Source organism: Rhizobium jaguaris (assembly GCF_003627755.1).
Classification (GTDB): domain Bacteria; phylum Pseudomonadota; class Alphaproteobacteria; order Rhizobiales; family Rhizobiaceae; genus Rhizobium; species Rhizobium jaguaris.
The window spans coordinates 2,145,031-2,167,336 of sequence record NZ_CP032694.1 but is presented as its reverse complement, the minus strand read 5'-3'; the positions used below and the strand labels follow the sequence as shown (position 1 = coordinate 2,167,336).

The window sequence follows — 22,306 nt, the reverse complement described above, 5'->3', positions numbered from 1 at the left end:
CGTAGCGTTCCATATTGCACCATGGCAGTTGGAAAACGATTTTGGGCGCGGCAAATAACACCGATTGGGGGTCGGAAGCGAGAGGTCTTTCTGGCTAGTCACTTCGTAGTAAGGGCTATAATTCCACTATTTTCACTAGCCCAAACTGCGCAAAATCCCACACATTATGAGCATTTTCGCCATTTTTGACTTTATCCACGCCACATCGGAACAATGGAAATGATCAGCAGGCAGGCGAGAAAAAAATTGAGTGCGCGCCATTGCCACGCCGTTTTCAGCAGCCGCCCGAGCAATTGCCCAAGGGCGCACCAAATAGCCAGCGAAAATGCGGCGACGAGGCAAAAGGTCAGGCCGAGTAGAATGGCGAGAGTCGCCGGGCCCGTCGCCAAAGCGGCGAACGAGGCGGCTGCGCCGATCGTCATGGCCCAGCCCTTGGGATTGTACCAAAGCATCCAGACACCGGCCGCAAAGCTAGTCGGCTTCGCCATTTCGCCATCCAGACGTGGCGGGCCACTTCGGCCGATGCGTATGGCTAGCCAAGTGAGGTAGAGTGAGCCAAGCACTTTCATCGCGATCTGCAGTGCGGGCAGAGCCATCAGGAGGCTGCCAAGCCCGGCCGCCGCCGCGCAAGCGACGGAACCAAGACCAATGGCGCAGCCAGTGATCACGGGTATCGACCGGCAAAAACCGAAATGTGCACCAGAGGCCGTGGCGAGCGTTGTTGCAGCGCCCGGCGTGATGGTCGAGACGAAAGCAAAAAGGATCAGGGGCAAAAGGGCTTCGATAGTCATGCAGTGCCAGCCTTCATTTTTCCGTGAAGACATAGGCGAATAGCCGCCATCAGAAAAATGAATGTTGAAGGACCGATGCATTAGCGTTTATTATAGAGAAATGGCTCGAAACTTCGATATCGCTCTCATCAGAACTTTTACCGCCGTGGCCGATCACGGCAGCATGACGGTTGCCGCCAATATGCTGCACATGACGCAGAGTGCCGTGAGCCAGCAGATCAAGCGGCTGGAAGACATGCTCGGCTGTACCCTGTTCGAACGGGAAAATCGCGGATTGCGGCTGACGGATGCGGGCGAACGGCTGCTCGGCAATGCCCGCCGGATGTTGATACTCAATGACGACATCTGGGCCGACATGACAGAAACCATTGTCGAAGGCAGCGTGCGGCTCGGCGTGCCCCATGATCTTGTCGGGACGGTTCTGGCGCCGGTTCTAAAGGCCTATGCCGAACGTCATCCGCAGGTTGAGATTTCCCTAGTCTGCGGCTCATCGCCCGAGTTGATGCAGGCGCTCGACAATGGCGCGATCGATCTCGGCATCATCGAGGAGCCGCTCGGCACGTCCAAGGGCGAATGCCTGACTGTCGACCGGCTGGTTTGGGTGGGTGCAAAAGCGGGCAGCGCCTACCGCAAGAGTCCGTTGCCGATTTCGATGGTGGCCGATACCTGCGCCTTCCGGCCATCGGTCTTCGCGGCGCTGCGCGATGACGGGCGGCGCTGGCGCACCGTGTTCGAGAACGGCAATATCGAGGCGACGACGGCGACGGTTCGCACCGACCTCGCGATCACCACCTGGCTTGCCTCCACTGTCCCTGCCGACCTCGACATCCTCGGGGCGGGCGACGGCCTGCCTGACTTGCCCATCTTTTCCGTCAATCTCTATTTGTCGAAAAGCGAAGCGACACCACCGGCAACCGAACTTGCCCGCCATATCCGCGAAGGGCTGATGCGGCCGCGACAGATCGCAGCCGCTTAAAGATCAATCTACCTTGCGACCCGCTTTCACTAGGCGGCCTTTGGCAACGGTCCGACATAGCGCGACTGCGGACGGATCAGGCGGCCATCGAGCATCTGTTCGCGCGCATGCGCAATCCAGCCCACCGTGCGGCCGATCGCGAAGACGCCGGTAAAGGCGTTGCGCGGGAAACCGAGGGCGTCGAGCAGCAGGGCGGTATAATATTCGACATTGGTTTCGAGCGGACGGTCCGGTTTGCGTTCCTTCAACAACGCTAATGCCGCGGCCTCGATCGCTTCGGCAAGCGCGATGCGGCCAGCATCTGCCTGACCGCTCTCGAAGATCGGCCGCAGTGCCATCTTCAGCGCATCGGCACGCGGATCGCGGACGCGATAGATGCGGTGGCCGAAACCCATCAGCCGTTCGCCGTGGTCAAGTGCCTGCGACAGCCACGCGCGCGCATTGGCCGGCTCGCCGACCGCATCCAGCATATCGAGCACTGGGCCGGGCGCACCGCCATGCAGCGGTCCCTTCAAGGCGCTGATCGCCGCCAGTACCGACGAGGTCAGGCCGGCATGGGTTGAGGCGATGACGCGGGAGGCGAAGGTGGACGCATTCAGCCCGTGATCCGAGATCGTCACCAGATAGGCGTCGAGGCCAGCCGTCTGCTGCGGCGTCGGAGCCTTGCCGGTCAGCATGCGCAGGATGTCGGCGGATTGGGAGAGGGAAGCATCCGGCTTGATCGGCTTTTCACCTTTCTGAAGGCGCAACAGGGCAGGCAGGAACACCGCTGGCGCAGCCATCAAACGGATGGCGGTAGCAAAATTCTCGCCGTCTTCGATACGAGCCAAAAGCGCCCGCATGGCCTCCACAGGCGGCAGAGCCAGCAAAACTGCATCTGCCGCTTTGACATGTGTGAACAACTCTACGCGCGCGACACCCAATTGCGCCCTGATGCTTGCGGCATCGGAATGCTCCTCGAACAGGCCGTCCAGCAGCAGCGCGGCGACATCCTCGAAGCGGCTGGTCGCCACCAGATCATCCAGCGACACACCGCGAATGATCAGGCGGCCAGCGGTGCCATCCACGTCGGAAAGCTTGGTTTCGGCAGCAACAATATCTTCGAGACCACTTTTCATCGTCATTCTCCTTTGACTATGCGCTTAGATGAGTCCTATTTTTATTGACGTCAATCTTGATGCAATTGATCAATGTGAGAGACCATGAGCTGGCTGACGGCAGCGCAGGCGCTGAACCTGCTGGGCACCAAATCGCAGACGCTGTACGCCAATGTCAGCCGTGGCCGCATCCGTGCGAAACCCGATCCGACCGATACGCGGCGGAGCCTTTATTTCACCGATGACGTCAAGCGGCTGGCAGCGCGCCATGCGGGACGCCGAAAAACCGAGGCGGTGGCGGCCGATGCCATCCAATGGGGTGATCCGGTGCTACCGTCGGCGCTGTCAACTGTCGCAGCAGGACGGCTGTTTTATCGCGGGCAAGATGCAGTGAAGCTTGCCGACCACGCGACGTTGGAGGAAATCGCGCTGCTCCTGTGGGACATGAAGCGACCGCTGCGGCGGCTGGAAGGGCAGGGCGGCCGCAGCAGGCAACCCGCCCTAACGACGGCATTTTGCGCTTTGGCCGAGCGCGCCACAACCGATCTGCCGTCGCTTGGACGATCGCTGCCAGCGTTGCAAACCGAAGCGGAAAGCGTATTCGGCACTGTCGCCGATGCGCTGGCACCCGGCCTGCCTCATCTACCGCTGCATCAGCGCCTCTCGGCAGCCTGGAACCGGCCAGATGCCGACGATCTCATCCGTCGGTCTCTCGTGCTCTTCGCCGACCACGAGCTGAATGCCTCGACCTTCACGGCACGAATCACCGCATCTGCCGGTGCGACACTGTCAGCCGCAGCGCTTTCCGGCCTTTCGACACTGACCGGGCCACTCCATGGCGGCGCGTGGCAAGGCGTACGCTCGCTGATTGCCCGCGCCGCCACGATCGGGGCGGAGGAGGCCGTACGAAGTTACCTCGCCGAAGGGCGGCCGCTACCGGCGGTCGGCCACCCGCTCTATCCCGACGGCGATGCACGCGCCCAGGCGCTGCTTGCCTGCTTTACGCTGCCGCCCTTGTTCGCGGAGGTCCGCAACGTAGCCGAAGAGCTGGTTGGAGAACGCGTCAACGTTGATTTCGCGCTGACGGCGATGACATCGGCCTACCATCTGCCACAGGACGCGCCGTTGATCATGTTCGCGCTCGCTCGCACAGTCGGGTGGCTGGCGCACGCCATGGAGCAATCCACAAGCGGCCGTCTCATTCGGCCACGCGCGCGCTATGTCGGTCCGCCGGTGGAGTAAACAACGAAAACGGCTTTGCCTGACAAGCTTTGTCGCGAAGATCCCGGAACAAACTCGGGCGCGTGCTCTATCGCTAGATCTAACCTGCCGCCAGTCGGCAGACAGCCTCGATGTTGTGTCCATCGGGATCAAGAACAAAAGCGCCGTAGTAGTCGGGGTGATAGTGAGATCGGATGCCTGGAGGTCCATTATCCAGTCCGCCTGCCGCCAGCGCCGCTTCATAGAACTGGTCAACGACGGCTCTGCTTTGCGTCGCGAAAGCAACGTGGACGCCTGTTTGCGACGCGTCTCGATGTCCTATCCAGAAGAAGGCCCCCGGCCTGATCCCGTATCCGGCAAAAATCGCCCCCTCGCCATATAGACGTTCGATTCCGAGCGGGAGCAAGGCCGCGTCGTAGAAGGCCTTCGACCGTTCCACATCGCTCACTCCAATTGTAACGTGATCCAGCATATCTCCTCCTGAATCTTCCGACACGCAGCAGCAGGTCAACGCTGTCGTACGGCGCCGGTATCCCCGCGTGACAAGTCCGCCCAGCCGATGGTCAGTTTGCGATCGGCAATCAGCCAGATCGTGGCGAGCGCGATCAGCCCAACGGCGATATTGGCGGCAATGAAGAGGATCGGTGCAAGTTGCGCGACCGGACCGGTGTCGCCGCGATCGATCAGACGCAAGGCCGCGGTCGCCAGCGCCGTCGCGCCGAAGGTGAAGGCCCAGTAGGCGAGGCTGAAGCCCTCCTTGCTGATCCACGGCAGCAGACGCAGCATGATCAATGCCTGCAGGATGCCATAGCCGATCATGGCATGCACGAGAAGATCGGGTGGTCCCGGCATGACGCTGATATAGGCGACCGCGCCTACGGCCGGCGGTGCAAGCTGGATGCCGAGCGTTGGGCGCAGCGGCGGCGACAACGCCGGTGCCGTCAAAAGACGGTGCAGCAAAGCGGACTCGATCGCCAGCCAGGCGAAGAATCCGGCGCCGAAGAAAAGCTGGCCCCAATCGGGAAAGCCGAGGGCGGCGGCGACGGTGGCGGTCACGAAACTTCCGGCCACACTTGGCAGATAAAGCACGGCCGTCGTGGCGGCGACATCGCGCTCACCCTGCCAGAGACCGCCGGTTCTCCAGACCGAGAAGGCCAGCGTGTAGATGGCCCCAAGGATGAACAGGGTTTCAGCACCGATGCGGGAGTAGGGCAGCAAGCCTCCGGCCACCAGCATTGTGGCGACGCCGACAAGGCCGACGAAGCAACACTGCACGGGATGAACCACTTCCTTCAGCGCCTCTTCGCGAGCCGCCGCCCATTTCAGGGCGTAGAGCACGATCAGCACCGCCCATACAGCCACGGAGACAAAAGTGATCGTCTCGCCTATCGCCGCAGGTAAATGCCAGACGCGCGTCGCCGCGCGCCAGGTATTGCCGAGACCGGAGAGACCGAGCACCATGCCAAAGAATGCTGCCGGAACGAGCGGCAGTTTCAGGGGAGCGGTCATGGTGCCTCCTTGGAGCAAGTGACGTTAAACGCCTTCAAAGACGAGCTGTGTGAAGAAACGCGGATCGATGACGAACTTACCCCATTTCGCATCGAATTTCGCCGACGGTTTTGCCGCGACGATCTCGTCCAGCGAATGGCCCTTCTTCTTCAGTTTGGCAACATTGTCGCGTACTGCCTTCAGCATATCACGATAGGCGACAAGCTGCTTCTTATCACCTATTGGTCCATGCCCCGGGATGACGATGGTCTTGTTCGTCGTCGCGGCAACATTGGCATCGGCGGCCTTGATCATGCCGTCGATATTCCCGCCGGTCGAATAGTCGATAAAGGGATAGATGCCATTCCAGAAAGTATCGCCGGTATGCAGGATATCGGCTTCCTGGAAATAAACTGAGATGTCGCCGTCCGTATGAGCCGGGTCGTAGTGCTTCAGAGCGATCGTTTCATCGTTCAGCTTGACCGTGCGCTCGTTGTTCATCAGATCGGTCGGCAGAGCGCCCGCGGGCGAGGCAGGAAAATCGAAGTCCCAGTCCTGTACGCGCTGGGCGGCGGAGAGATGCTTCAGCGTGTTGACATGCGCCATGATCGCGGCGCCTTCACCGTGCAGCCATTCATTGCCGTCGGTATGGTCGAAATGCCAATGCGTGTTGATGAGGCGAACGATCGGCTCGTTACCGAGAGCAGTCAAAGCCTCTTCGATGCACGGGCGCGAGGCAGTGATGCCCGCGTCGATCAAAAGCTTGCCGTCACTGCCGTGAGTACAGCGACATTGCCGCCGGAGCCTTCGAGCACGCTGACGTCCTTGCGCAGCCTATGCGTCTTGATCTGGGCCGTCGCGGCTTCACCGCGGATCATTTCGACGATATTGCCGGCCTTGGCGAAAACCTCCGCCGGCGTCAGCCACGCACCGGTGGCGGCAAACGTCGCACCGGCGATGCAGCAGAGGCAGAAGCCGCGCCGCGTGGGGCCGATATGCTGATTGGTTGTTCCGTCTTTGGTCGTAACGGTCGGCATGATAAAGTCCGTTCCGAAAGTTCAGGTGATCTGAAACATCTGTGATCGAAGGATCGGATTGGCGGCTCTGGAGAAAGAGCCCTGGCGATCGAAGAAGGCAAACAGAGACGCTCGCCGGAAATGCCTCTCCGAACGTGCGGGCGGAATTATGCACTTGGCCGACCGCAATGGATTGTTGAATTTTGATGGCTTTGTTGAAATAGCCGTTTCTGTTCAAGCCGGCGAAGCTAGATTCGTGCTATCAAGGACGGTGTAGATATCCGGCTTGCCGGGCAACTGCGGGGAGACGGTTGCAGGACGAAGCGGGAACGGCGACGGGCAAATATCACAGATGCGTGAGCTCGGTATTTTCTGCCCGATCCTGCGCGCCTGCATAGCTCGCCCGTCATTTGTTCATTGGCAAATGCTGCGAAATGTCTTTATGGACTTTTCAAAACGATTAAACCCCTCCTAGGAGACTGACATATGCAAATCGGAATGATTGGCCTCGGCCGCATGGGCAGCAACATGGTGCAGCGCCTGATGAAGGACGGCCACCGCGCCGTCGTTTTCGATGCGCGTCCGGAAAGCATCTCGGCGCTTGAACAGCTCGGCGCCACCGGTAGCACATCGCTCGAAGATTTCGTATCGAAGCTCTCCCGTCCCCGCGCCGTCTGGCTGATGCTGCCGGCTGCGATCGTCGACAAGGAGCTGGCCAAGATCGTTCCGCTGCTCGAGGACGGCGATATCGTCATCGATGGCGGCAACTCCTATTATCATGACGACATCCGTCGCGCCGAAGAATTGAAGCCAAAGGGCATTCATTATGTCGACGTCGGCACCAGTGGCGGCGTTTTCGGCCTGCAGCGCGGATACTGCCTGATGATCGGCGGTGAAAAGGCCACGGTTCAGCATCTGTCGCCGATCTTCGCGACGCTCGCGCCTGGTGTCGGCGATGTCGAGCCGTCCAAGATGCGGGCCGAAGCGGCCGCAAGCGTCAGCACTGCCGAGCAGGGCTATCTGCATTGCGGCCCGTCCGGCGCCGGCCATTTCGTCAAGATGGTCCATAACGGCATCGAATACGGCCTGATGGCCGCTTACGCCGAAGGCTTCAACGTGCTGCGTCACGCGAATATCGGCCTGCAGAGCACCGAAGCCGACGCCGAAACCGCGCCGCTGTCTCATCCGCAATATTATCAATACGACCTCGACATCGCCGAAATCAGCGAAGTCTGGCGCCGCGGCAGCGTCATCACCTCATGGCTGCTCGACCTCACCGCCGACGCACTGCATGGCGATGCTGCCCTTTCGCAATATGCTGGCCGCGTTTCGGATTCGGGCGAGGGCCGCTGGACCATTTCGGCTGCGATCGACGAAGGTGTCCCGACGCCGGTGCTCAGCGCCGCGCTCTACGGCCGCTTCGCCTCGCGCGGCAATGACGACTATGCCAACAAGGTTCTTTCGGCGATGCGCGCGGGCTTCGGCGGCCACCACGAGAAGCCGGCGAAGTAATTCCTCTTTGGATTCGACGAAATTCACGCCGGGCGGGTAAAACTGCCCGGTTTTTTTCATATCCGGCTTAGCTAAGCAGTTCCGGGCGTAGCAATAGGACCGGGCATACCGAGCCGGCAGCAAGCTCGGGGGCTCGCACCGGGCGAATGATGAGGCAGTCCGAGCGGGAAAAGATCTTCATCATAGAGGAATCCTGCTTGGAAAAAGGCTCGGCCACCCACCCGCCATCTGCGGATTTCGTCAGCGTCGCACGGACGTAGTCCTGACGCTGATCGTTGGCGGCGAGCACTACGGCGGTTCGCGCCGTGCTTTCGCGCGTTACCGGCGGCAGCGAGGCAAGCTTGCGGATCAGCGGCTCCAGGAACAGCAGGCCGCAGACGAGACTGGAGACCGGATTTCCCGGAAGGCCGAGGACATGCGTTTCGCCGAGGCTGCCGACCATCAGCGGCTTGCCCGGACGCATGGCGATACGCCAGAAATCGAGCTGCATGCCAGCTGCGACCATGGTGGCTTGCACCAGATCATGATCGCCGACCGAGGCACCGCCGAGTGTGACGATGACATCGGCCTTCGCCACCTGCGCTCGGCCGATTGCCGCGGTGATTTCCTCTTTGTCGTCAGGCACGATACCGAGATCAAGCACATGAGCGCCAGCGTTGCGGGCCAGCGCCGCGATACCGAATGTATTCGAGGCGATGATCTGCGATGGGCCGGGCTCGCTGCCAGGGGCCACCAACTCGTCACCAGTCGCAAGAATCGCCACCAATGGGCGGCGATAAACGTCAAGTGTCGGTTGATTCATCGCGGCCGCAACCGTCAGCCGCGAAAAATCCATCACCGTGCCTGCGGATAGCACCACTTCGCCTTCAGCAAAGTCCTGTCCGCGCGGACGGATATGCTGTCCTTTGCGCAGGGGATAGGTCGTGCGGATGCGGCCATCCTCCAGCCGCTCAGCATCTTCCTGCAACAGCACACAATCGGCGCCCGCCGGAACCGGCGCGCCGGTGAAAATGCGCACCGCTTCGCCTTTGCCGACCGTGCCTTCGAAAGCGCGGCCCGCGGCGGAAACACCGATCACGGTCAGCAGCGCACCGGGCTCGGCGGCGTCTTCGAAGCGTATCGCATAGCCATCCATCGCCGAGGCATCGAAGGGTGGCTGCGTCAGGCGTGCAGTCAGATCCTTGGCCAGAACCCGGCCTTCAGCCATGTCGAGCGTAACGCTTTCGACGCGATGGAGCGGCGTTGTGCTATTCAGCAGGCGCGCCTGAGCATCGGTAACGGGTAAAAGGCTCATAGGTATCAGACCTCCGGGTGACGGAAATCGCCGGATTTACCGCCGGATTTCTGCAAAAGCCTGATACCGCCGATTTCCATCATCCGGTCGGCGGCCTTGGCCATGTCGTAGATTGTCAGGCATGCGACAGAGACAGCCGTCAGCGCCTCCATCTCGACGCCGGTACGGCCGGTAAGCTTTGCGGTGGCAGTCACGCGCAGGCCAGGCAGGGCCGCATCTTCGGCGATATCGACCGTGACTTTCGTCAGCATCAGCGGGTGACAGAGCGGGATGAGATTGGCAGTCTGCTTGGCGGCCATGATACCGGCGAGCCTGGCCGTGCCGATGACATCGCCCTTTTTGGCATTGCCTTCGCGGATCAGCGCCAGTGTTTCCGGCTTCATTTTCACATGGCCTTCGGCGGTGGCGATGCGGGTGGTCTCGGCCTTGTCGCCGACATCGACCATATGCGCCTCGCCGGAGGCGCCGATATGGGTAAGGCCGGCTTTCTCCGCGCTCATTTCACTCGGCCGCCAGAACGCCGGTTTCGCCCGTGAGCAGCAGGCGCGTTGCAGCCGTCACATCGTCCTTTCGCATCAGGCTCTCGCCGACAAGGAAGGTGGTGATGCCCACGGCTTCAAGACGCTTGCAGTCGGCATGGGTGAAGATACCACTTTCGCCGACCAGCAGCCGGCCTTCCGGAACCATGGTGGACAGGGTTTCGCTGACCGTCAGGCTGACCTCGAAGGTGCGCAGATTGCGATTGTTGATGCCGATGAGCGGTGAGGACAGCTTCAATGCCCGCTCCATCTCCTCGGCGTCGTGCACTTCGACCAGCACATCCATGCCGAGGCCGAAGGCTTCGTCCTGCAGGCGCTCCGCATCGCTGTCGGAGAGCGAAGCCATGATCAGGAGAATGCAATCAGCACCCCAAGCGCGCGCCTGATGCACCTGATAGGTCTCGAACATGAAATCCTTGCGCAATGCCGGCAAAGAACAGGCGGCGCGGGCGGCGGTCAGGAATTCCGGCGCTCCCTGAAAGCTCGGACTATCTGTCAGCACTGAAAGGCACGCAGTACCGCCGGCTTCGTAGGCCTTGGCAAGGGCAGGCGGATCGAAATCGGGACGAATGAGCCCTTTGGACGGGCTCGCTTTCTTGATCTCGGCAATCAGGCCAAAGGCACCGGCGTTCTTCTTGGCAACCAGCGCCTTATGGAAGCCGCGCGGCGCCGACTGGCCGGCCTGCATGGCCTTGAGATCGGCAAGCGAGACCTTGGCCTTGGCGGCGGCGATCTCTTCACGCTTATAGGCTTCGATCTTCTGGAGGATATCGGTCATGATGTCCTGATCCTATCCTTCGTCGTTGGAGACGGCGATCAGTTTTTCCAGCGCAACAGCGGTCGCGCCGCTGTCGAGCGATTGCGTTGCGAGCTTCATGCCATCATGAAGCGTTTCCGCCTTGCCGGCAATCACGAGGGATGCCGCAGCATTGGCGAGCGCGATGTCCCGATAGGCGTTTTTCGCACCGCTCAGCACGGCTCGCAGCGCTGCCGCATTGGCGACACCATCGCCACCCTTGAGGTCAGCAAGATCGGCGTGTGGGAGACCGAAATCGGCAGGTGTCAGCTCGAAAGTGCGGATCTTGCCGTTTTCAAGCGCTGCCACCGAGGTCGTGCCGGTCGTGGTGATTTCGTCCAAACCGTTGCCGTGCACGACCCAAATGCTTTCGGCATTCAAATCCTTCAGCACCTCGGCAAGCGGCACGACCCATTGCGGCGCGAAGACGCCGAGCAGTTGCCGACGCGCGCCGGCTGGGTTCGACAACGGCCCCAACAGATTGAAAATCGTGCGCGTGCCAAGTTCGACGCGCGAAGGGCCGACATGGCGCATGGAGGCATGGTGCAGCTGTGCGAACATGAAGCCGATACCGGCCTCGCGGATGCAACGAGCGATCACCTCTGGACCAATGTCGAGCTTGATGCCCAGCACGGATTGCGTATCGGCCGTGCCGGCCTTGGAGCTTTGAGCGCGGTTGCCGTGCTTTGCGACCGGCACGCCTGCACCCGCCACGATAAATGCGGCGAGCGTCGAGATATTGTAGGTGCCGACACCATCGCCACCAGTGCCCACAATATCGATCGCATCCGCCGGCGCTTCCACGGGCAGCATCTTGGCACGCATCGTCGTGACCGCACCGACAATCTCATCGACCGTCTCGCCGCGCACGCGTAGCGCCATCAGGAAAGCGCCGATCTGCGAAGGTGTGGCTTCCCCCGACATCAGGATATCGAATGCCTGGCGCGCTTCATCACGCGTCAGCGCCTCGCGGTTGGCGACCTTGGCGAGGAAAGGTTTCAATTCAGCCATCGGCTATCGATCCTCCCGACCGGGCCTAGCGAGACATCGCCTGCTCGGCGAGGCTCTGGTTGACCGTGACGCTGTATTTCGACTGCAGGTCGGCGACCATCTGATCGAGAATGTCGTCGCCGGCGGCGTTGGCGATCTGAGCTGCCTGCTGGTCCCCGTTGTTCAGCGCGTCGGTGGTCGGATTGTCATTGACGTCGGTGACCTTCAAGAGGATCTGCGTCGTATCGTCAGCGCCGATAGCATTGGCGACCGTGTCGACGGGGCCGGAGAAAGCTGCGGCGACGCCGCCACGGCCGAGAACCGGGTCGTCCGTCGTGCGGGTAACGTTAGTCTTGCTTTCGACGGCGATGCCAAGGGGCGCGGCGATGTCAGCAAGCGATTTGCCCTTCTGCGCTTCCTGCTTCAGTTCGGCGGCCTTGGCGGCGAGCGCGACTTTCTGCTGCTCGGCGGTCCAGTCGGCGACGGCCTTCTCATGCACCTCGGAGAGCGGGCGATCGCGATCAGCCGTGATGTTCAGCACGTCGTACCAGACGTAGCCGTCATTGCCGATGGTCACGGGCGCGGCATTGCTGCCCTGCTCGGCCTTGAAGACCTCCGCCAGCAATTGCTGCTTGGCAGGCAGGTCCTTGATCTCGTTGCCACTCTTGTCGAGGCCGGTTGCATCGATCGAATCGATGGTCACCATCTTCAGCTTCAGTTGCTGCGCAGCTTCCTGCAGCGAAGCGCCGGAGCCGCGCAGGTCTTCGAACTTGTCGTGGACGTCGGTGATTTCGCTGGCGGCATTGTTCAGCGCAATCTGCTTGCGGATGTCTTCCTTGACATCGTCGAAGTTCTTCGCCGTTTCAGCCTTCACGTTGGTAACGCGCAGAATGACCGGACCGAACGAACCTTCGACGACGGGGGTCGTGCCGCCTTCCTTGGCAACTGCAAAAGCTGCCTCGGCGATGGTCTTATCCGGAACCTGATCCTTGGTGAAGGTGCCGAGCAGTATGTCGGCCGGCTTTTTCCCCTGATCGGTGACCAATTGATCAAACGTCGTTCCGGTCTTCAGCGCATCCGCGGCTGCGTTGGCGAGGTCCTTATTGGCAAAGGTAAGCTGTTCGATCGTGCGCGTTGCCGGCGTCGTGAAGCTATCCTTGCGCTTCTCGAACTCGGCACGAACCGCATCGTCAGTCACGCTTGAGGGATCGGCAACATCCTCGGGCTGCAGTTTCACATAGGCGATCTTGCGGTATTCAGGCGCGCGGTACTTCGACTTGACGCCATCGAACCATTTCGACAGCACGTCCTCGGCCGGCGCCTTGATCGGATCGATATTGGCGTTGGTCAACAGCAGATAATCGATGCTGCGGTTTTCATCATGATATTGCTTGACGGCGTCGACCAGAACCTTCGGCGCGGTAAAGCCATTGGAGACCGCCTCGACGATCTGGCTACGGACCGCAACCTTGCTGCGTTCCTTGATGTAGTCGTCAGGATTGATGCCGCTGTTGCGTAGCAAGCTCTCGAACTTCTGTCGGTCGAAGGCGCCGTTCAGCGCCTTGAATGCCGGATCGTCGCCGATAAGTTGGGCGAGGCGATCCTGGGACAGCCCGAGATTCATATCGCTGGCAAGCTGGTCGAGAGAAGCCCCGGCAACAAGCTGGCCGACCGTCTGCTGTCCGATACCAAAGGCACGCGCCTGCTCCGGCGTGATCTGCATGCGCAGTTGCTGGCTGATGGCCTGAATCTGACGACGATAGGCGAGCCGGAATTCGTTGATACCGATCTGCTGATCGCCGACCGTCACGACGGTACTGCTACCGCTGCCGCCGATGAGCGATCGTTCGACCCCCCATATGCCAAAGGCTGCCGCCAGAATAAGCATCAAGCCCTTGGCAACCCAGGTCTGGGCGATTTTTCTCAACACATCGAACATCAGAAGGCAAACCTCGTCATCAACACCGTCTTCGCCCACGGGCAAAGTAATCGGAGTTCCTTAGAACAATCCGAACCGGAATTGAAGAGCTACCAAGGAAAACACCTTATGGGGCGCTGCGGCGCCGGAACCTTTACCCAGGATTGACGTTCAATGCTGAGATAACTGGAGGAGCCGACGATGGCCGAAACGAAATCCGCTTCCGCCCAATCCGCCTCATCACAGGCACATGCTGAAACCGCCGTCGAAGATCTGACCGCACAGATCGCCGCCCTTCGAGAGGATCTGACGAAACTCTCCCGCAGCATGGCCGCGGTCGGGCAGGGCGCAAAGACCGTCGTCACCGAGGAGGCGCAGGAACTAACCGATCAATTGCGTGAAAGGGTTCGCCAGGAGCCGATCTTCATGATCGCGGCCGCAGCCGGCATCGGTTACCTAGTCGGCCTTCTCAGCCGCCGTTAGGCGCCTGACGTGACCTATCCCTTTGTTTTTACGCAATTCCGGACGGAAAACCGCTTCGCACTTTTCCTGGAGTTGCTCTAAAGCTCGTCATGAAAACTGGGGCTGGCGCGGATGAAGATCCAAAGTGCCTTGCTGATCTCGACAATCTCCTTGATCGAGTTCTCCAGCCTCTCGATTTCGCGAAGATCCAGTTGCTCAACCTTACCGTATTTAACGTGACGGTCGTCCTCCACCAGACGCATGAGCTGCGTGCTGGAGATCTCGCCGTTTTCGTCGAAGGAATAGATGCAGTGGTTGTATTTGTTGCGCATCTTCGATTCCCGCTTCAGGCGGGTCATCAGCGCCAGCACGGCGCGGCTGTCTTCTGCCGGTGTTGATGACAGTTTCGCCAGACGCTCGACCAAATCGATGCGCGCGCGCGTGGTGTTCAGCGTCAGAAAGACGATGATGGCCGCGTCCTTCTCCACCTTCAGCAGATGCGCGATGATGTAAATCAAAAGGCTTTCGGTGTTGGTCCAGACATAGTTCAGGCGGCCGACGCGTAACAAGATATCGGACATTGCAGGCATGGCGCGGTCCTAAGCTCAACTGGTCAGATGTACAAACTCACTCACCGCTCCCTGAAGGCGCGCGACATGCTGTCGACCACCGGCTTGGAGAGATATTCGAAAAAGGTGCGTTCGGAAGTCTGTATCAAAACATCCGCGGGCATGCCGGGTACGGGCTTGAAGCCCGGAATGCGTTTGATCTCCTCACTCGGGATCTGGACGCGAACAACATAGACATCGCGCTGCGTCGAACCGGAATTGTCCTCTATCGAATCGGCCGAAACGTAGAATACCTTGCCGTTCAGAACCGGCGTCGTGCGCCGGTTGAGAGACGACAAGCGGACGGAGGCGGATTCGCCTTCACGCAACTGGTCGATCGAGGTACGCAGGACCTGCGCCTCGATGATCAACGGTACGTTGTTCGGCAATATCTCCATGATCGGCTTGCCCGTCGTGATGACACCGCCGGCGGTATGATAGTAGGAGCGGATGACCGTGCCGCTCACCGGTGAGCGGATGACGGTACGATCAAGCACGCCCGCGGCCTCGCGCACCTGCTCGCGCACGCTGTCCAGATCGGATTCGGCCGTTTCCAATGCATCGAGCGCAGCCTGCTTGTTGGTATTGATGGCAATGATCGATTCCTGGCGGTATTTGGCCACCTGGGCTTCATTCTCGTTCAGCTCTGCGTCGATGCGGGCAAGCTCGCCCATCGCGTCTGCGACTGCGCGCTGTACGGCCAAAAGGTCGGTACGTCTGACGACGCCCTCTTTCGCAAGCTTCTCTTTCGAATCCTGTTCGTCGGTCAAAAGGCCGAGCTGCGTCACGAAGGACTGCCGCTGGCCCTGATATCCCTGCGTGCGAAATTCGAGCGAACGGATGTTCTTTTCAATAAGGTTGAGCTGTTCCTGCAGTTTGGATTGTTTGCTGTGAAAGACGACAACCTGGCTCTGTATCAGGGAGGTCACATCGGGATCGTCGGCCTCCGCCGTAACGATATCAGGGACCTTAAATTCCTCGTTGCCCTCGGCCTCGGCTCTCAATCGGGCAACCACCGTTTCCAGCCTCAGCCGTCTCAGCTTTAGCGCCCGATCATTGGCAAGAGCTGCCGTCGGATCAAGCGTGAGCAGGACATCCCCCTCTTGCACGACCTGTCCTTCGCTCACCATCAGCTCCTTGATGATGCCGCCCTCGAGATGCTGGATGATCTTGTTGTTGCCGGTTGCGACGAAACTGCCTTGGGCAATGACGGCCGAGGCGATCGGCGCGGTCGCGGCCCAGTAGCCGAAACCGCCGAAAGAGGCGAACAGGATTGCGAAACCCGAGACGCTATAAAGCCTGATTGATCGCGGCACCTCGCTGTACCATTCGATCTGCCCGGTTTCATTGTCTTCTTTCTTTTTGCCCTTGTTTGTCCCGAACATGGCGCTCACCCTTCGATCCTTGCCGCCGGCCGATTGCCGATCTCGTTGTTCGACTTGCCACTCAGCGTTCTCAGCACCTCGGTACGCTCGCCGAACAGCGCCACTGACCCATCCTTCAGAACCAGGATCTTGTCGACGCATTGTAGCAGGGCAGGGCGCTGGGTGATCGTCACAGTGGTGATACCCTCCTTCTTGGCGTGGATGAGCGCGCGGGCAAGGGCTGCCTCGCCGGCAGTGTCGAGATTGGAATTCGGCTCATCGAGAACAACAAACTTCGGATTGCCGAAGAAAGCGCGGGCAAGCGCTATGCGCTGCTTCTGGCCGCCCGAAAGCGGCGCACCGTCAGCGGCGACCACCGTCTCATAACCCTGCGGAAAAGTGGCGATCAGTTCGTGCACATCGGCAAGAACGGCCGCCTCGTAGATCAGCCGGTCTTCGACGTCATCGCGCATGCGGCCGATATTGGCCTTGATCGTGCCTGGAAAGAGCTGCACGTCCTGTGGCAGGTAACCGATGCTTTCGCCGAACTGGCGCTGGTCCCAATTGCGCAGATCCATGAGATCGAGCCGGACATTTCCGGAGGTCGGCAGGATCGAACCCACCAGCATTTTGCCGAGCGTCGTCTTGCCGGAACCGGAATTGCCGATGACGGCGAGCGATTCCCCCTTCTTCAACGAAAAGGAAATACCGTTCAAAATCACGCGCTTCTGCGGCGGCGGGACAAACAGAATACGCTCCACATCGAGCCGCCCTTCGGGATTGGGCAGGCGCAGCCGCGGGAAATTCAGCGGCGAATTCAACAGTAGCTGCTTGATGCGGCCATAGGCGGCCCGGGAATGATTGAACTGGTTCCAACCCTCGATCGCGCCTTCCACAGGCGCCAGTGCTCGGCCGGAGATGATGGAAGCGGCAATCACCATGCCGCCCGTCAACTGGCCGGAGAGCGACAGATGCGCGCCCCAGCCGAGCAGAGTGACCTGGGTGATCAAACGGCAAGCCTTGGTGAGACCGGAAAAGACGATATTGCGGTCCTGGGCGGCCACCTGCGACTTCAGCGATCCAGCCGTCTCGCGGCCCCACATCTTCACAGCTTCGGGGATCATCGCCAACGCATTGATGATCTGCGAGTTACGCGCCATGGAATCGAGATGGAAGTTGGCGCGGCTGACGAAGGCATTGGCCTCGGCAAATTGTTTCGCCGTCATCTTCTGATTGAGATAGGCGATACCGAACAGGACGGCGCAGCACGTCATGACGATCATGCCGAGATGTGGATGCACGAGATAGACGACGACGACGAAGAGCGGCATCAACGGGGCATCGAGGAAGGCGAGCAGCGTGCCCGAGGTCAAGAAGGACCGGAGCTGCTGCAGATCGGCGAGCGTCTGGTAGTCCCGACCGTTGCCGTTCAACGATGCGCGGGCGGCCGCGCTCAGGATCGGCGCGCCGAGCTGCACTTCCAGTTCGACGGCCGTGCGCATCAGGATGAAGCGGCGCACGGAGTCCAGGATGACCTGCAGGAGAATGGCACCGACGACGGCGATGGTCAGCATGACCAGAGTATCGATCGAGCGGCTGGTCAGCACCCGATCGGAAATCTGGAAGAGGTAGATCGGGATTGCCAGCACCAGAACATTGATGGCCAAGGTGAAGATCATCACAATCAACAAGTTGTGCTGAACGACGGAAATGCCCTTGTGCAGGCTGGCGGCGAAATTGATCGGCTGGGGGACGCGTTTATGGAAGACGCTGCCGTCGTTGCCTCCTCCGCCGCTTCCTTTGCCGCTTTCACCATCGCCACCATGGCCGCCGGCAGGCCGACGCTCGTTCTCACGAACCGGACCGGGATCGTTGTCGATCGTCCGGGGTAGCGGCTGAGGGTGGCTCACCTTCACTTCAATCTTGGGTATTTCAAGCTTGGGTGCCTCGGGCTTCGGAATTTCGGCTTCCGGCGCTTCGGTCGCGGGAGCCGCCTCTGGCGCTGGATCAATCACAGGGATCGGATCGATGTCCGAAGCGAGCGACACCCGCCGCATATCGAGGTCGGTCACAGATGCGGCAGGGCCGCCGTCGGCCTCCGTCACCAAAGAAATCTCTGCGGGGGCGGTCGTCTTGTCCAGCGTGCCTACGGATTCCACCGTGCTTACAGATGGCGTATCCAATTTCGGCGGATGGGCAGGAAAAGCTTGTGCCGCCACCGTCTTGGGCTCGCGCCGCAGCCGCTTCAGGCTCTCCACGGCATCCTCGATGGTTGCCATGTAGGACGCAGTGTTGCGCGCGACCGCCTGTTCGTCTTCGCCAGAATCCAACGATTTCAGGTGCAATGACCGGCCTTCCGCCAGGCTCAGCTTTGAAATCTGATTCATCGAAAGCACCCTTCAACTGTCTCCGGCTACGTAACAGTCTGCATAACGTCGCCAACGGTGCCGTTGTGCCAAGACATGTCGTGGCCGAGATCAATGGTTCCATCATGCGTAGTTTGCGTCTGCGTGGTTTGCTGATCGTGATTGTCCAGAAAGGCGATCGCTTCGTTGGCCAACGGGTGACTTTGCTGGTTCGCATCAGTCTGGCCATGATCGACCAGCCCGCCTTGGATGAGGACGGTATCGGAATAAAGATTGCCGGCGAGATAGGTCGTATGGCCGGCGCCGGTATAGTCGGTAATATTTGCGATATTGACCAAGGCGTTACTGCCGGTGTCGATGGAGACCGTGGCATTCTGGTTGTTCGCCACCACGTCACTTGCAACCTTATGCACGATGTCGCCGGCACCGACGATGTTGATCTGCTTGATGACGTTGACGTCGAAGAAGTTGCCGGCGACGTAAAGAACATTCAGCGCCTGTTGACCGGCGAAGTTCGGGTCATGGGCAAGCCCGTCCGGTATCTCATTGATGTGATCCTGGATATTCTTGACCGTGTCGTTGACGAAATCGGGCATCGAAGCGAAACGATCGGACAGCCCGACATGATTGATCGAGGCGAGATTCCAGAGCAGGTTGCCGCCGGTCTGAACATGGTCGCCGGGTTGAGTGCCCGTTACGACGTCATTGCCATAGAGCACCGAAATCTGGCTGATCGAATTGATGTTGAACGCGTGGCCGCCCACGATCATCAGATCGTATTGCGTGCCGAGACCAACATAGGAGGCGAGGTTGACCAATGTATTGCCGCCGGTCAGCACCGACGTCTCGGCACCAGTGGTCGTCACCCGCATGGTGTCATTGTCCGAGAGGAAATTATATTGCTCGGTCCAGTGTAGGAACGAGACGTCGCCCTGGATGACGCTGACGTGCCAGAAGCTCGGGAAAACCGAATTGGCGTCGTCGGTGTGATGATCGGGTGTCGACGTCGCCTGAAGCTGGCTTTGTTCGAAACCGGCGATGTTCTTGGCGATCGTCAAGGCGCTCTGCGAGGACTGGTCATTACTGCCCGGGATGCAATCGACTTTGTCGTTGTCGCTGTAAATATAGCTCTGTGAAATCGCATTGATCGAATGATAATCGCCCATGACGGCCATGACGTGTGAAATGACATTCGTATCGATGATGTTGACGAGGTTTGCGACGACATTGCCACCGGCCTCGACATTGAGAGAGTTCGGACCCGATCCCGTCTGATGAACGGGTCCATCCATCGCCTCGACCGGCTTTTGCGCGGCGAGGCCACGAGTGGGCATGGAGTCTTCGAGATTTGGGACGCTGTTGACCTGCACACCGTTGATGAAGATGCCGTCAAGCTGATTGCCGGCAATCGCAAAGTAATGGCTGCCGTCGGGGGATTGAACATCGGCGCCGCCGTTTTCCTCGATGGTTTTGGCAAATGTGTGCAGCTCGTCGCTGATCTTTATCACGCCCTCGGTGCTCTCCGGCTGCCGCAGGGAGGAAAACGGTGAGAGCTCCTCGGCTTTCACGGTCGCTTGCCCGAGCCAGTCGTAGACGTCGGAGAGATCGCGACCGATGTGATGGGAAGAATTCGTCATGTCGAGCACATCGTCGTCGCGCAAGACATTGGCCTGCACCAGATGGGCGGTCTCCGAACCTGGGCCTGGGCCTATTTGAAAGTCGAGTTTACCCGGCAGAGCCGCGGGCTGGAACTCGATGGCGGAGGGGCCGTGGATGACGGCAATCGCCGCCGGAGCGTGACCTTCGCGATCGGTTATGCGCACTTGATGGGCATCGTCGTGCAGACGTGCATAGCCGTAGCGGAACTCATAGGGCGATGCGATGTATTTCACCTCGGGCGCGTAGTCGACCGTCGTCAGCTCGGAAGAGAAGTCGTCCTTTGCTGCGGCCGGCTCTGGCTGTTCCTCCGATCTGTCCTCCGGCAATGTCGCATCGCTATAGGTCAGCCGTAGACGCAAATCCTCGATCTGCGTGTCGAAGAGCCCGATGAAGTGGGCGATGATCTCCGATATTTTTTCTACATGCATGATGCGACCCCCCACTTTTCCGAAACACCTGGCCCATCTGGATCGATGCCGTCGCGGACGGCTCTCATTTCAGGGAAGTCCAGGTTCAAGCCACGGCATGTGCACCGGCCGGTCCTCGGGCCGGTGCACAAAATGCGCGGCTCTCGCTTCGAAATCAGGAGTGGTCGGAGGTGACGTGGTGATCGCCGCCAACGGTGATATCAGCAGTGTTGGTCAGCATATTGGCGCCTTGGACCACTTCCTGATGGAAGCCGGAATTGGAGATGATGGCGGTAGAATCCGCTGTCGCCGTCCCGGTCATGTCGTGGCCCACGCTCGGCACTCCGCTCCAATTGAAGGTGGGATCGAGAGCGAGGCCATCGGCATGGGAATGACCACCTTCGGCGGTCAGGTCGAGGCTGGCACCTTGGTTTTGCATCTGCACACCATAGGCCTGATCCTGATTAGCGAGATTGTTGGCTTGAACCAGACTGAAGCCGGTATCATTGCCTCCGCCGCCGCCCAGCGCATTGTTGAGCACACCATCGATATTGAGATTGAAGGAGTAATCATCTCCCAGATTGAAGTTCAGATCATGGCCGGCGACGCCGAGATTGCCGACATCATGGACATCCTTGATCGTTCCAAAATCGTAGTTAGAATTGGAATGAGTGCTGGAGTCGCTGTAAGAGTAATTGTCGCGGTTGTCACCGTTGTTGTTAGCTTCGGTGTGTATGGCGGTGTCGGTCTTGGTGATCGCCTTGTAATCGTAGCTGTTGTCGCGGTTGTCACCGTTGTTGTTGGCTTCGGTGTCGGTCTTGGTGATTGCGGTGTTGTCGTGGTTCTGATCATAGCTGTTATCGCGATTGTCGCCGTTATTGGTATTGTCGCGATTGTCACCGTTGTTTTTGACGTCGAGGCTGGTATCGGTGGTATTGGTATTGTTGCTGTTGTTGGTATTGGCGACGCCGACAAGACCAGTCGAACCGTCATCGACTTGCGTCGAATTGACGGCACTGGTCGCAAAACCATCCGCCAATGCGCCAGCCTCATCGGCGCTGACGTTGGCGATACCTAAATCAGGAGACATCTTCCTTTTCCTCCAAATGAGGAGGCCGTCCCGGAAGTCCCTCTCATCTAAATGGGATCTGCTCGCGACGGCCCCAACTCTGTTAACGTTGCGGCAGGTCTACGCATTACATGTCTACCGTCAAAACCGGCCTGTTGGTTCAGACCTGGCCCATTGGGATTTGCGGCTACGCGAAACAAAATGCGCAAATCCGCCCCGGCGCTCAGTTTGAGCGTCAGCGCCTTCTGCTCTCGACTGTCTCTAAGAATTTGGGGGGAGGAGGTTGACCGGGAACGCGAAACTAAAGACCGGATTGCCGTTGCCCCAAAATTCCGCGGTTGGTGCGGAACAGTGGGATTTTGATTGAAAACGGCACGAGCTCATAGATACCAATTCGGGCTACCGCTCTGTTTCGGCTCCATAAATGGGATTTCATCGAATGAGTACACAGGACTTAAACCACTGTTGTCACTCGATTTTTCCGGATTTTATGAGCCAGCTGTTGCCCTGTCCGTATCACGCAGCGTATCGCCCGCTCGTGCAGTCTTAATCCGTCCGACTTAAGCGGCCACGAATTGTCGCGATGCACTTAAGTAATATTTTACAATTCTAACTAAGTCCAAAACCGTTGCAAAAATGGATCATGTTCATGAAATTTCAAAATGTAATAAAAAGTATATCGACGCTTACTATGCTTTAGGCCAGTCTTGAGTTTGTAGAGTCGTCTATCGAC

At 59.5% G+C, this 22,306-nt stretch carries 18 protein-coding genes and 1 pseudogene; 4 read left to right on the top strand and 15 right to left on the bottom strand.

The window, feature by feature from the left end; translation table 11 throughout:
- Nucleotides 1–191: 191 nt before the first annotated feature.
- Nucleotides 192–791, bottom strand: a complete 600-nt coding sequence (locus CCGE525_RS10615; protein WP_120704211.1) for a LysE family translocator — start codon at nucleotides 789–791, stop codon at nucleotides 192–194.
- Between the two features lie 100 nt (nucleotides 792–891).
- Between CCGE525_RS10615 and CCGE525_RS10610 the strand changes: the two genes are divergently transcribed.
- A complete protein-coding gene (locus tag CCGE525_RS10610) occupies nucleotides 892–1,767 on the top strand; it encodes a LysR family transcriptional regulator (protein ID WP_205587447.1) in 876 nt (291 codons plus the stop codon).
- Between the two features lie 29 nt (nucleotides 1,768–1,796).
- On the opposite strand, the gene CCGE525_RS10605 is transcribed toward CCGE525_RS10610, so the two are convergent.
- Nucleotides 1,797–2,885: a citrate synthase/methylcitrate synthase gene (locus tag CCGE525_RS10605; protein ID WP_120704210.1), complete on the bottom strand. Its 1,089-nt coding sequence runs from the start codon at nucleotides 2,883–2,885 to the stop codon at nucleotides 1,797–1,799.
- An 84-nt stretch (nucleotides 2,886–2,969) separates the two neighbouring features.
- Between CCGE525_RS10605 and CCGE525_RS10600 the strand changes: the two genes are divergently transcribed.
- Nucleotides 2,970–4,106: a citrate synthase gene (locus CCGE525_RS10600; RefSeq protein ID WP_120704209.1), complete on the top strand. Its 1,137-nt coding sequence runs from the start codon at nucleotides 2,970–2,972 to the stop codon at nucleotides 4,104–4,106.
- Nucleotides 4,107–4,185: 79 nt separating this feature from the next.
- On the opposite strand, the gene CCGE525_RS10595 is transcribed toward CCGE525_RS10600, so the two are convergent.
- The 3 genes and pseudogenes from CCGE525_RS10595 to CCGE525_RS10585 form a co-directional block, all read right to left on the bottom strand.
- Nucleotides 4,186–4,557, bottom strand: a complete 372-nt coding sequence (locus tag CCGE525_RS10595; RefSeq protein ID WP_120704208.1) for a VOC family protein — start codon at nucleotides 4,555–4,557, stop codon at nucleotides 4,186–4,188.
- 35 nt (nucleotides 4,558–4,592) lie between these two features.
- On the bottom strand, nucleotides 4,593–5,594 hold the full coding sequence (gene tehA, locus CCGE525_RS10590; protein ID WP_120704207.1) for a dicarboxylate transporter/tellurite-resistance protein TehA: 1,002 nt from the start codon (nucleotides 5,592–5,594) through the stop codon (nucleotides 4,593–4,595).
- 24 nt (nucleotides 5,595–5,618) lie between these two features.
- Nucleotides 5,619–6,610, bottom strand: a pseudogene (locus tag CCGE525_RS10585) (MBL fold metallo-hydrolase).
- Between the two features lie 465 nt (nucleotides 6,611–7,075).
- On the opposite strand from CCGE525_RS10585, the gene gnd reads away from it, so the two are divergent.
- On the top strand, nucleotides 7,076–8,101 hold the full coding sequence (gene gnd / locus CCGE525_RS10580) for a phosphogluconate dehydrogenase (NAD(+)-dependent, decarboxylating) (RefSeq protein WP_120704206.1): 1,026 nt from the start codon (nucleotides 7,076–7,078) through the stop codon (nucleotides 8,099–8,101).
- A 67-nt stretch (nucleotides 8,102–8,168) separates the two neighbouring features.
- Here the strand turns inward: gnd and CCGE525_RS10575 are convergent, their stop codons facing one another.
- The 5 genes from CCGE525_RS10575 to CCGE525_RS10555 are packed head-to-tail and all read right to left on the bottom strand — an operon-like array spanning nucleotide 8,169 to nucleotide 13,659.
- Complete coding sequence (locus tag CCGE525_RS10575; protein ID WP_120704205.1) at nucleotides 8,169–9,395, bottom strand: molybdopterin molybdotransferase MoeA; 1,227 nt, start codon at nucleotides 9,393–9,395, stop codon at nucleotides 8,169–8,171.
- Nucleotides 9,396–9,400: 5 nt separating this feature from the next.
- A complete protein-coding gene (moaC, locus tag CCGE525_RS10570; RefSeq protein WP_120704204.1) occupies nucleotides 9,401–9,895 on the bottom strand; it encodes a cyclic pyranopterin monophosphate synthase MoaC in 495 nt (164 codons plus the stop codon).
- Nucleotide 9,896: 1 nt separating this feature from the next.
- Nucleotides 9,897–10,712 (bottom strand): indole-3-glycerol phosphate synthase TrpC, encoded by an 816-nt coding sequence (gene trpC / locus CCGE525_RS10565; protein ID WP_120704203.1) that lies wholly within the window; start codon nucleotides 10,710–10,712, stop codon nucleotides 9,897–9,899.
- A gap of 12 nt (nucleotides 10,713–10,724) precedes the next feature.
- On the bottom strand, nucleotides 10,725–11,741 hold the full coding sequence (trpD, locus tag CCGE525_RS10560) for an anthranilate phosphoribosyltransferase (protein ID WP_120704202.1): 1,017 nt from the start codon (nucleotides 11,739–11,741) through the stop codon (nucleotides 10,725–10,727).
- A 25-nt stretch (nucleotides 11,742–11,766) separates the two neighbouring features.
- A complete protein-coding gene (locus tag CCGE525_RS10555) occupies nucleotides 11,767–13,659 on the bottom strand; it encodes a peptidylprolyl isomerase (RefSeq protein ID WP_120706363.1) in 1,893 nt (630 codons plus the stop codon).
- Nucleotides 13,660–13,839: 180 nt separating this feature from the next.
- On the opposite strand from CCGE525_RS10555, the gene CCGE525_RS10550 reads away from it, so the two are divergent.
- Complete coding sequence (locus CCGE525_RS10550; protein ID WP_120704201.1) at nucleotides 13,840–14,121, top strand: hypothetical protein; 282 nt, start codon at nucleotides 13,840–13,842, stop codon at nucleotides 14,119–14,121.
- A 77-nt stretch (nucleotides 14,122–14,198) separates the two neighbouring features.
- On the opposite strand, the gene CCGE525_RS10545 is transcribed toward CCGE525_RS10550, so the two are convergent.
- The 5 genes from CCGE525_RS10545 to CCGE525_RS10525 form a co-directional block, all read right to left on the bottom strand.
- Nucleotides 14,199–14,690 carry a hypothetical protein gene (locus CCGE525_RS10545; RefSeq protein WP_120704200.1) on the bottom strand — a complete coding sequence of 164 codons (492 nt, stop codon included), beginning with the start codon at nucleotides 14,688–14,690 and terminating at the stop codon, nucleotides 14,199–14,201.
- A 41-nt stretch (nucleotides 14,691–14,731) separates the two neighbouring features.
- Complete coding sequence (locus CCGE525_RS10540) at nucleotides 14,732–16,093, bottom strand: HlyD family type I secretion periplasmic adaptor subunit (RefSeq protein WP_120704199.1); 1,362 nt, start codon at nucleotides 16,091–16,093, stop codon at nucleotides 14,732–14,734.
- A gap of 5 nt (nucleotides 16,094–16,098) precedes the next feature.
- A complete protein-coding gene (locus CCGE525_RS10535) occupies nucleotides 16,099–18,459 on the bottom strand; it encodes a type I secretion system permease/ATPase (protein WP_120704198.1) in 2,361 nt (786 codons plus the stop codon).
- A gap of 26 nt (nucleotides 18,460–18,485) precedes the next feature.
- Nucleotides 18,486–20,525 (bottom strand): hypothetical protein, encoded by a 2,040-nt coding sequence (locus CCGE525_RS10530; protein ID WP_120704197.1) that lies wholly within the window; start codon nucleotides 20,523–20,525, stop codon nucleotides 18,486–18,488.
- A gap of 154 nt (nucleotides 20,526–20,679) precedes the next feature.
- On the bottom strand, nucleotides 20,680–21,594 hold the full coding sequence (locus tag CCGE525_RS10525) for a fibrinogen-binding protein (RefSeq protein ID WP_120704196.1): 915 nt from the start codon (nucleotides 21,592–21,594) through the stop codon (nucleotides 20,680–20,682).
- Between the last annotated feature and the right edge of the window lie 712 nt (nucleotides 21,595–22,306).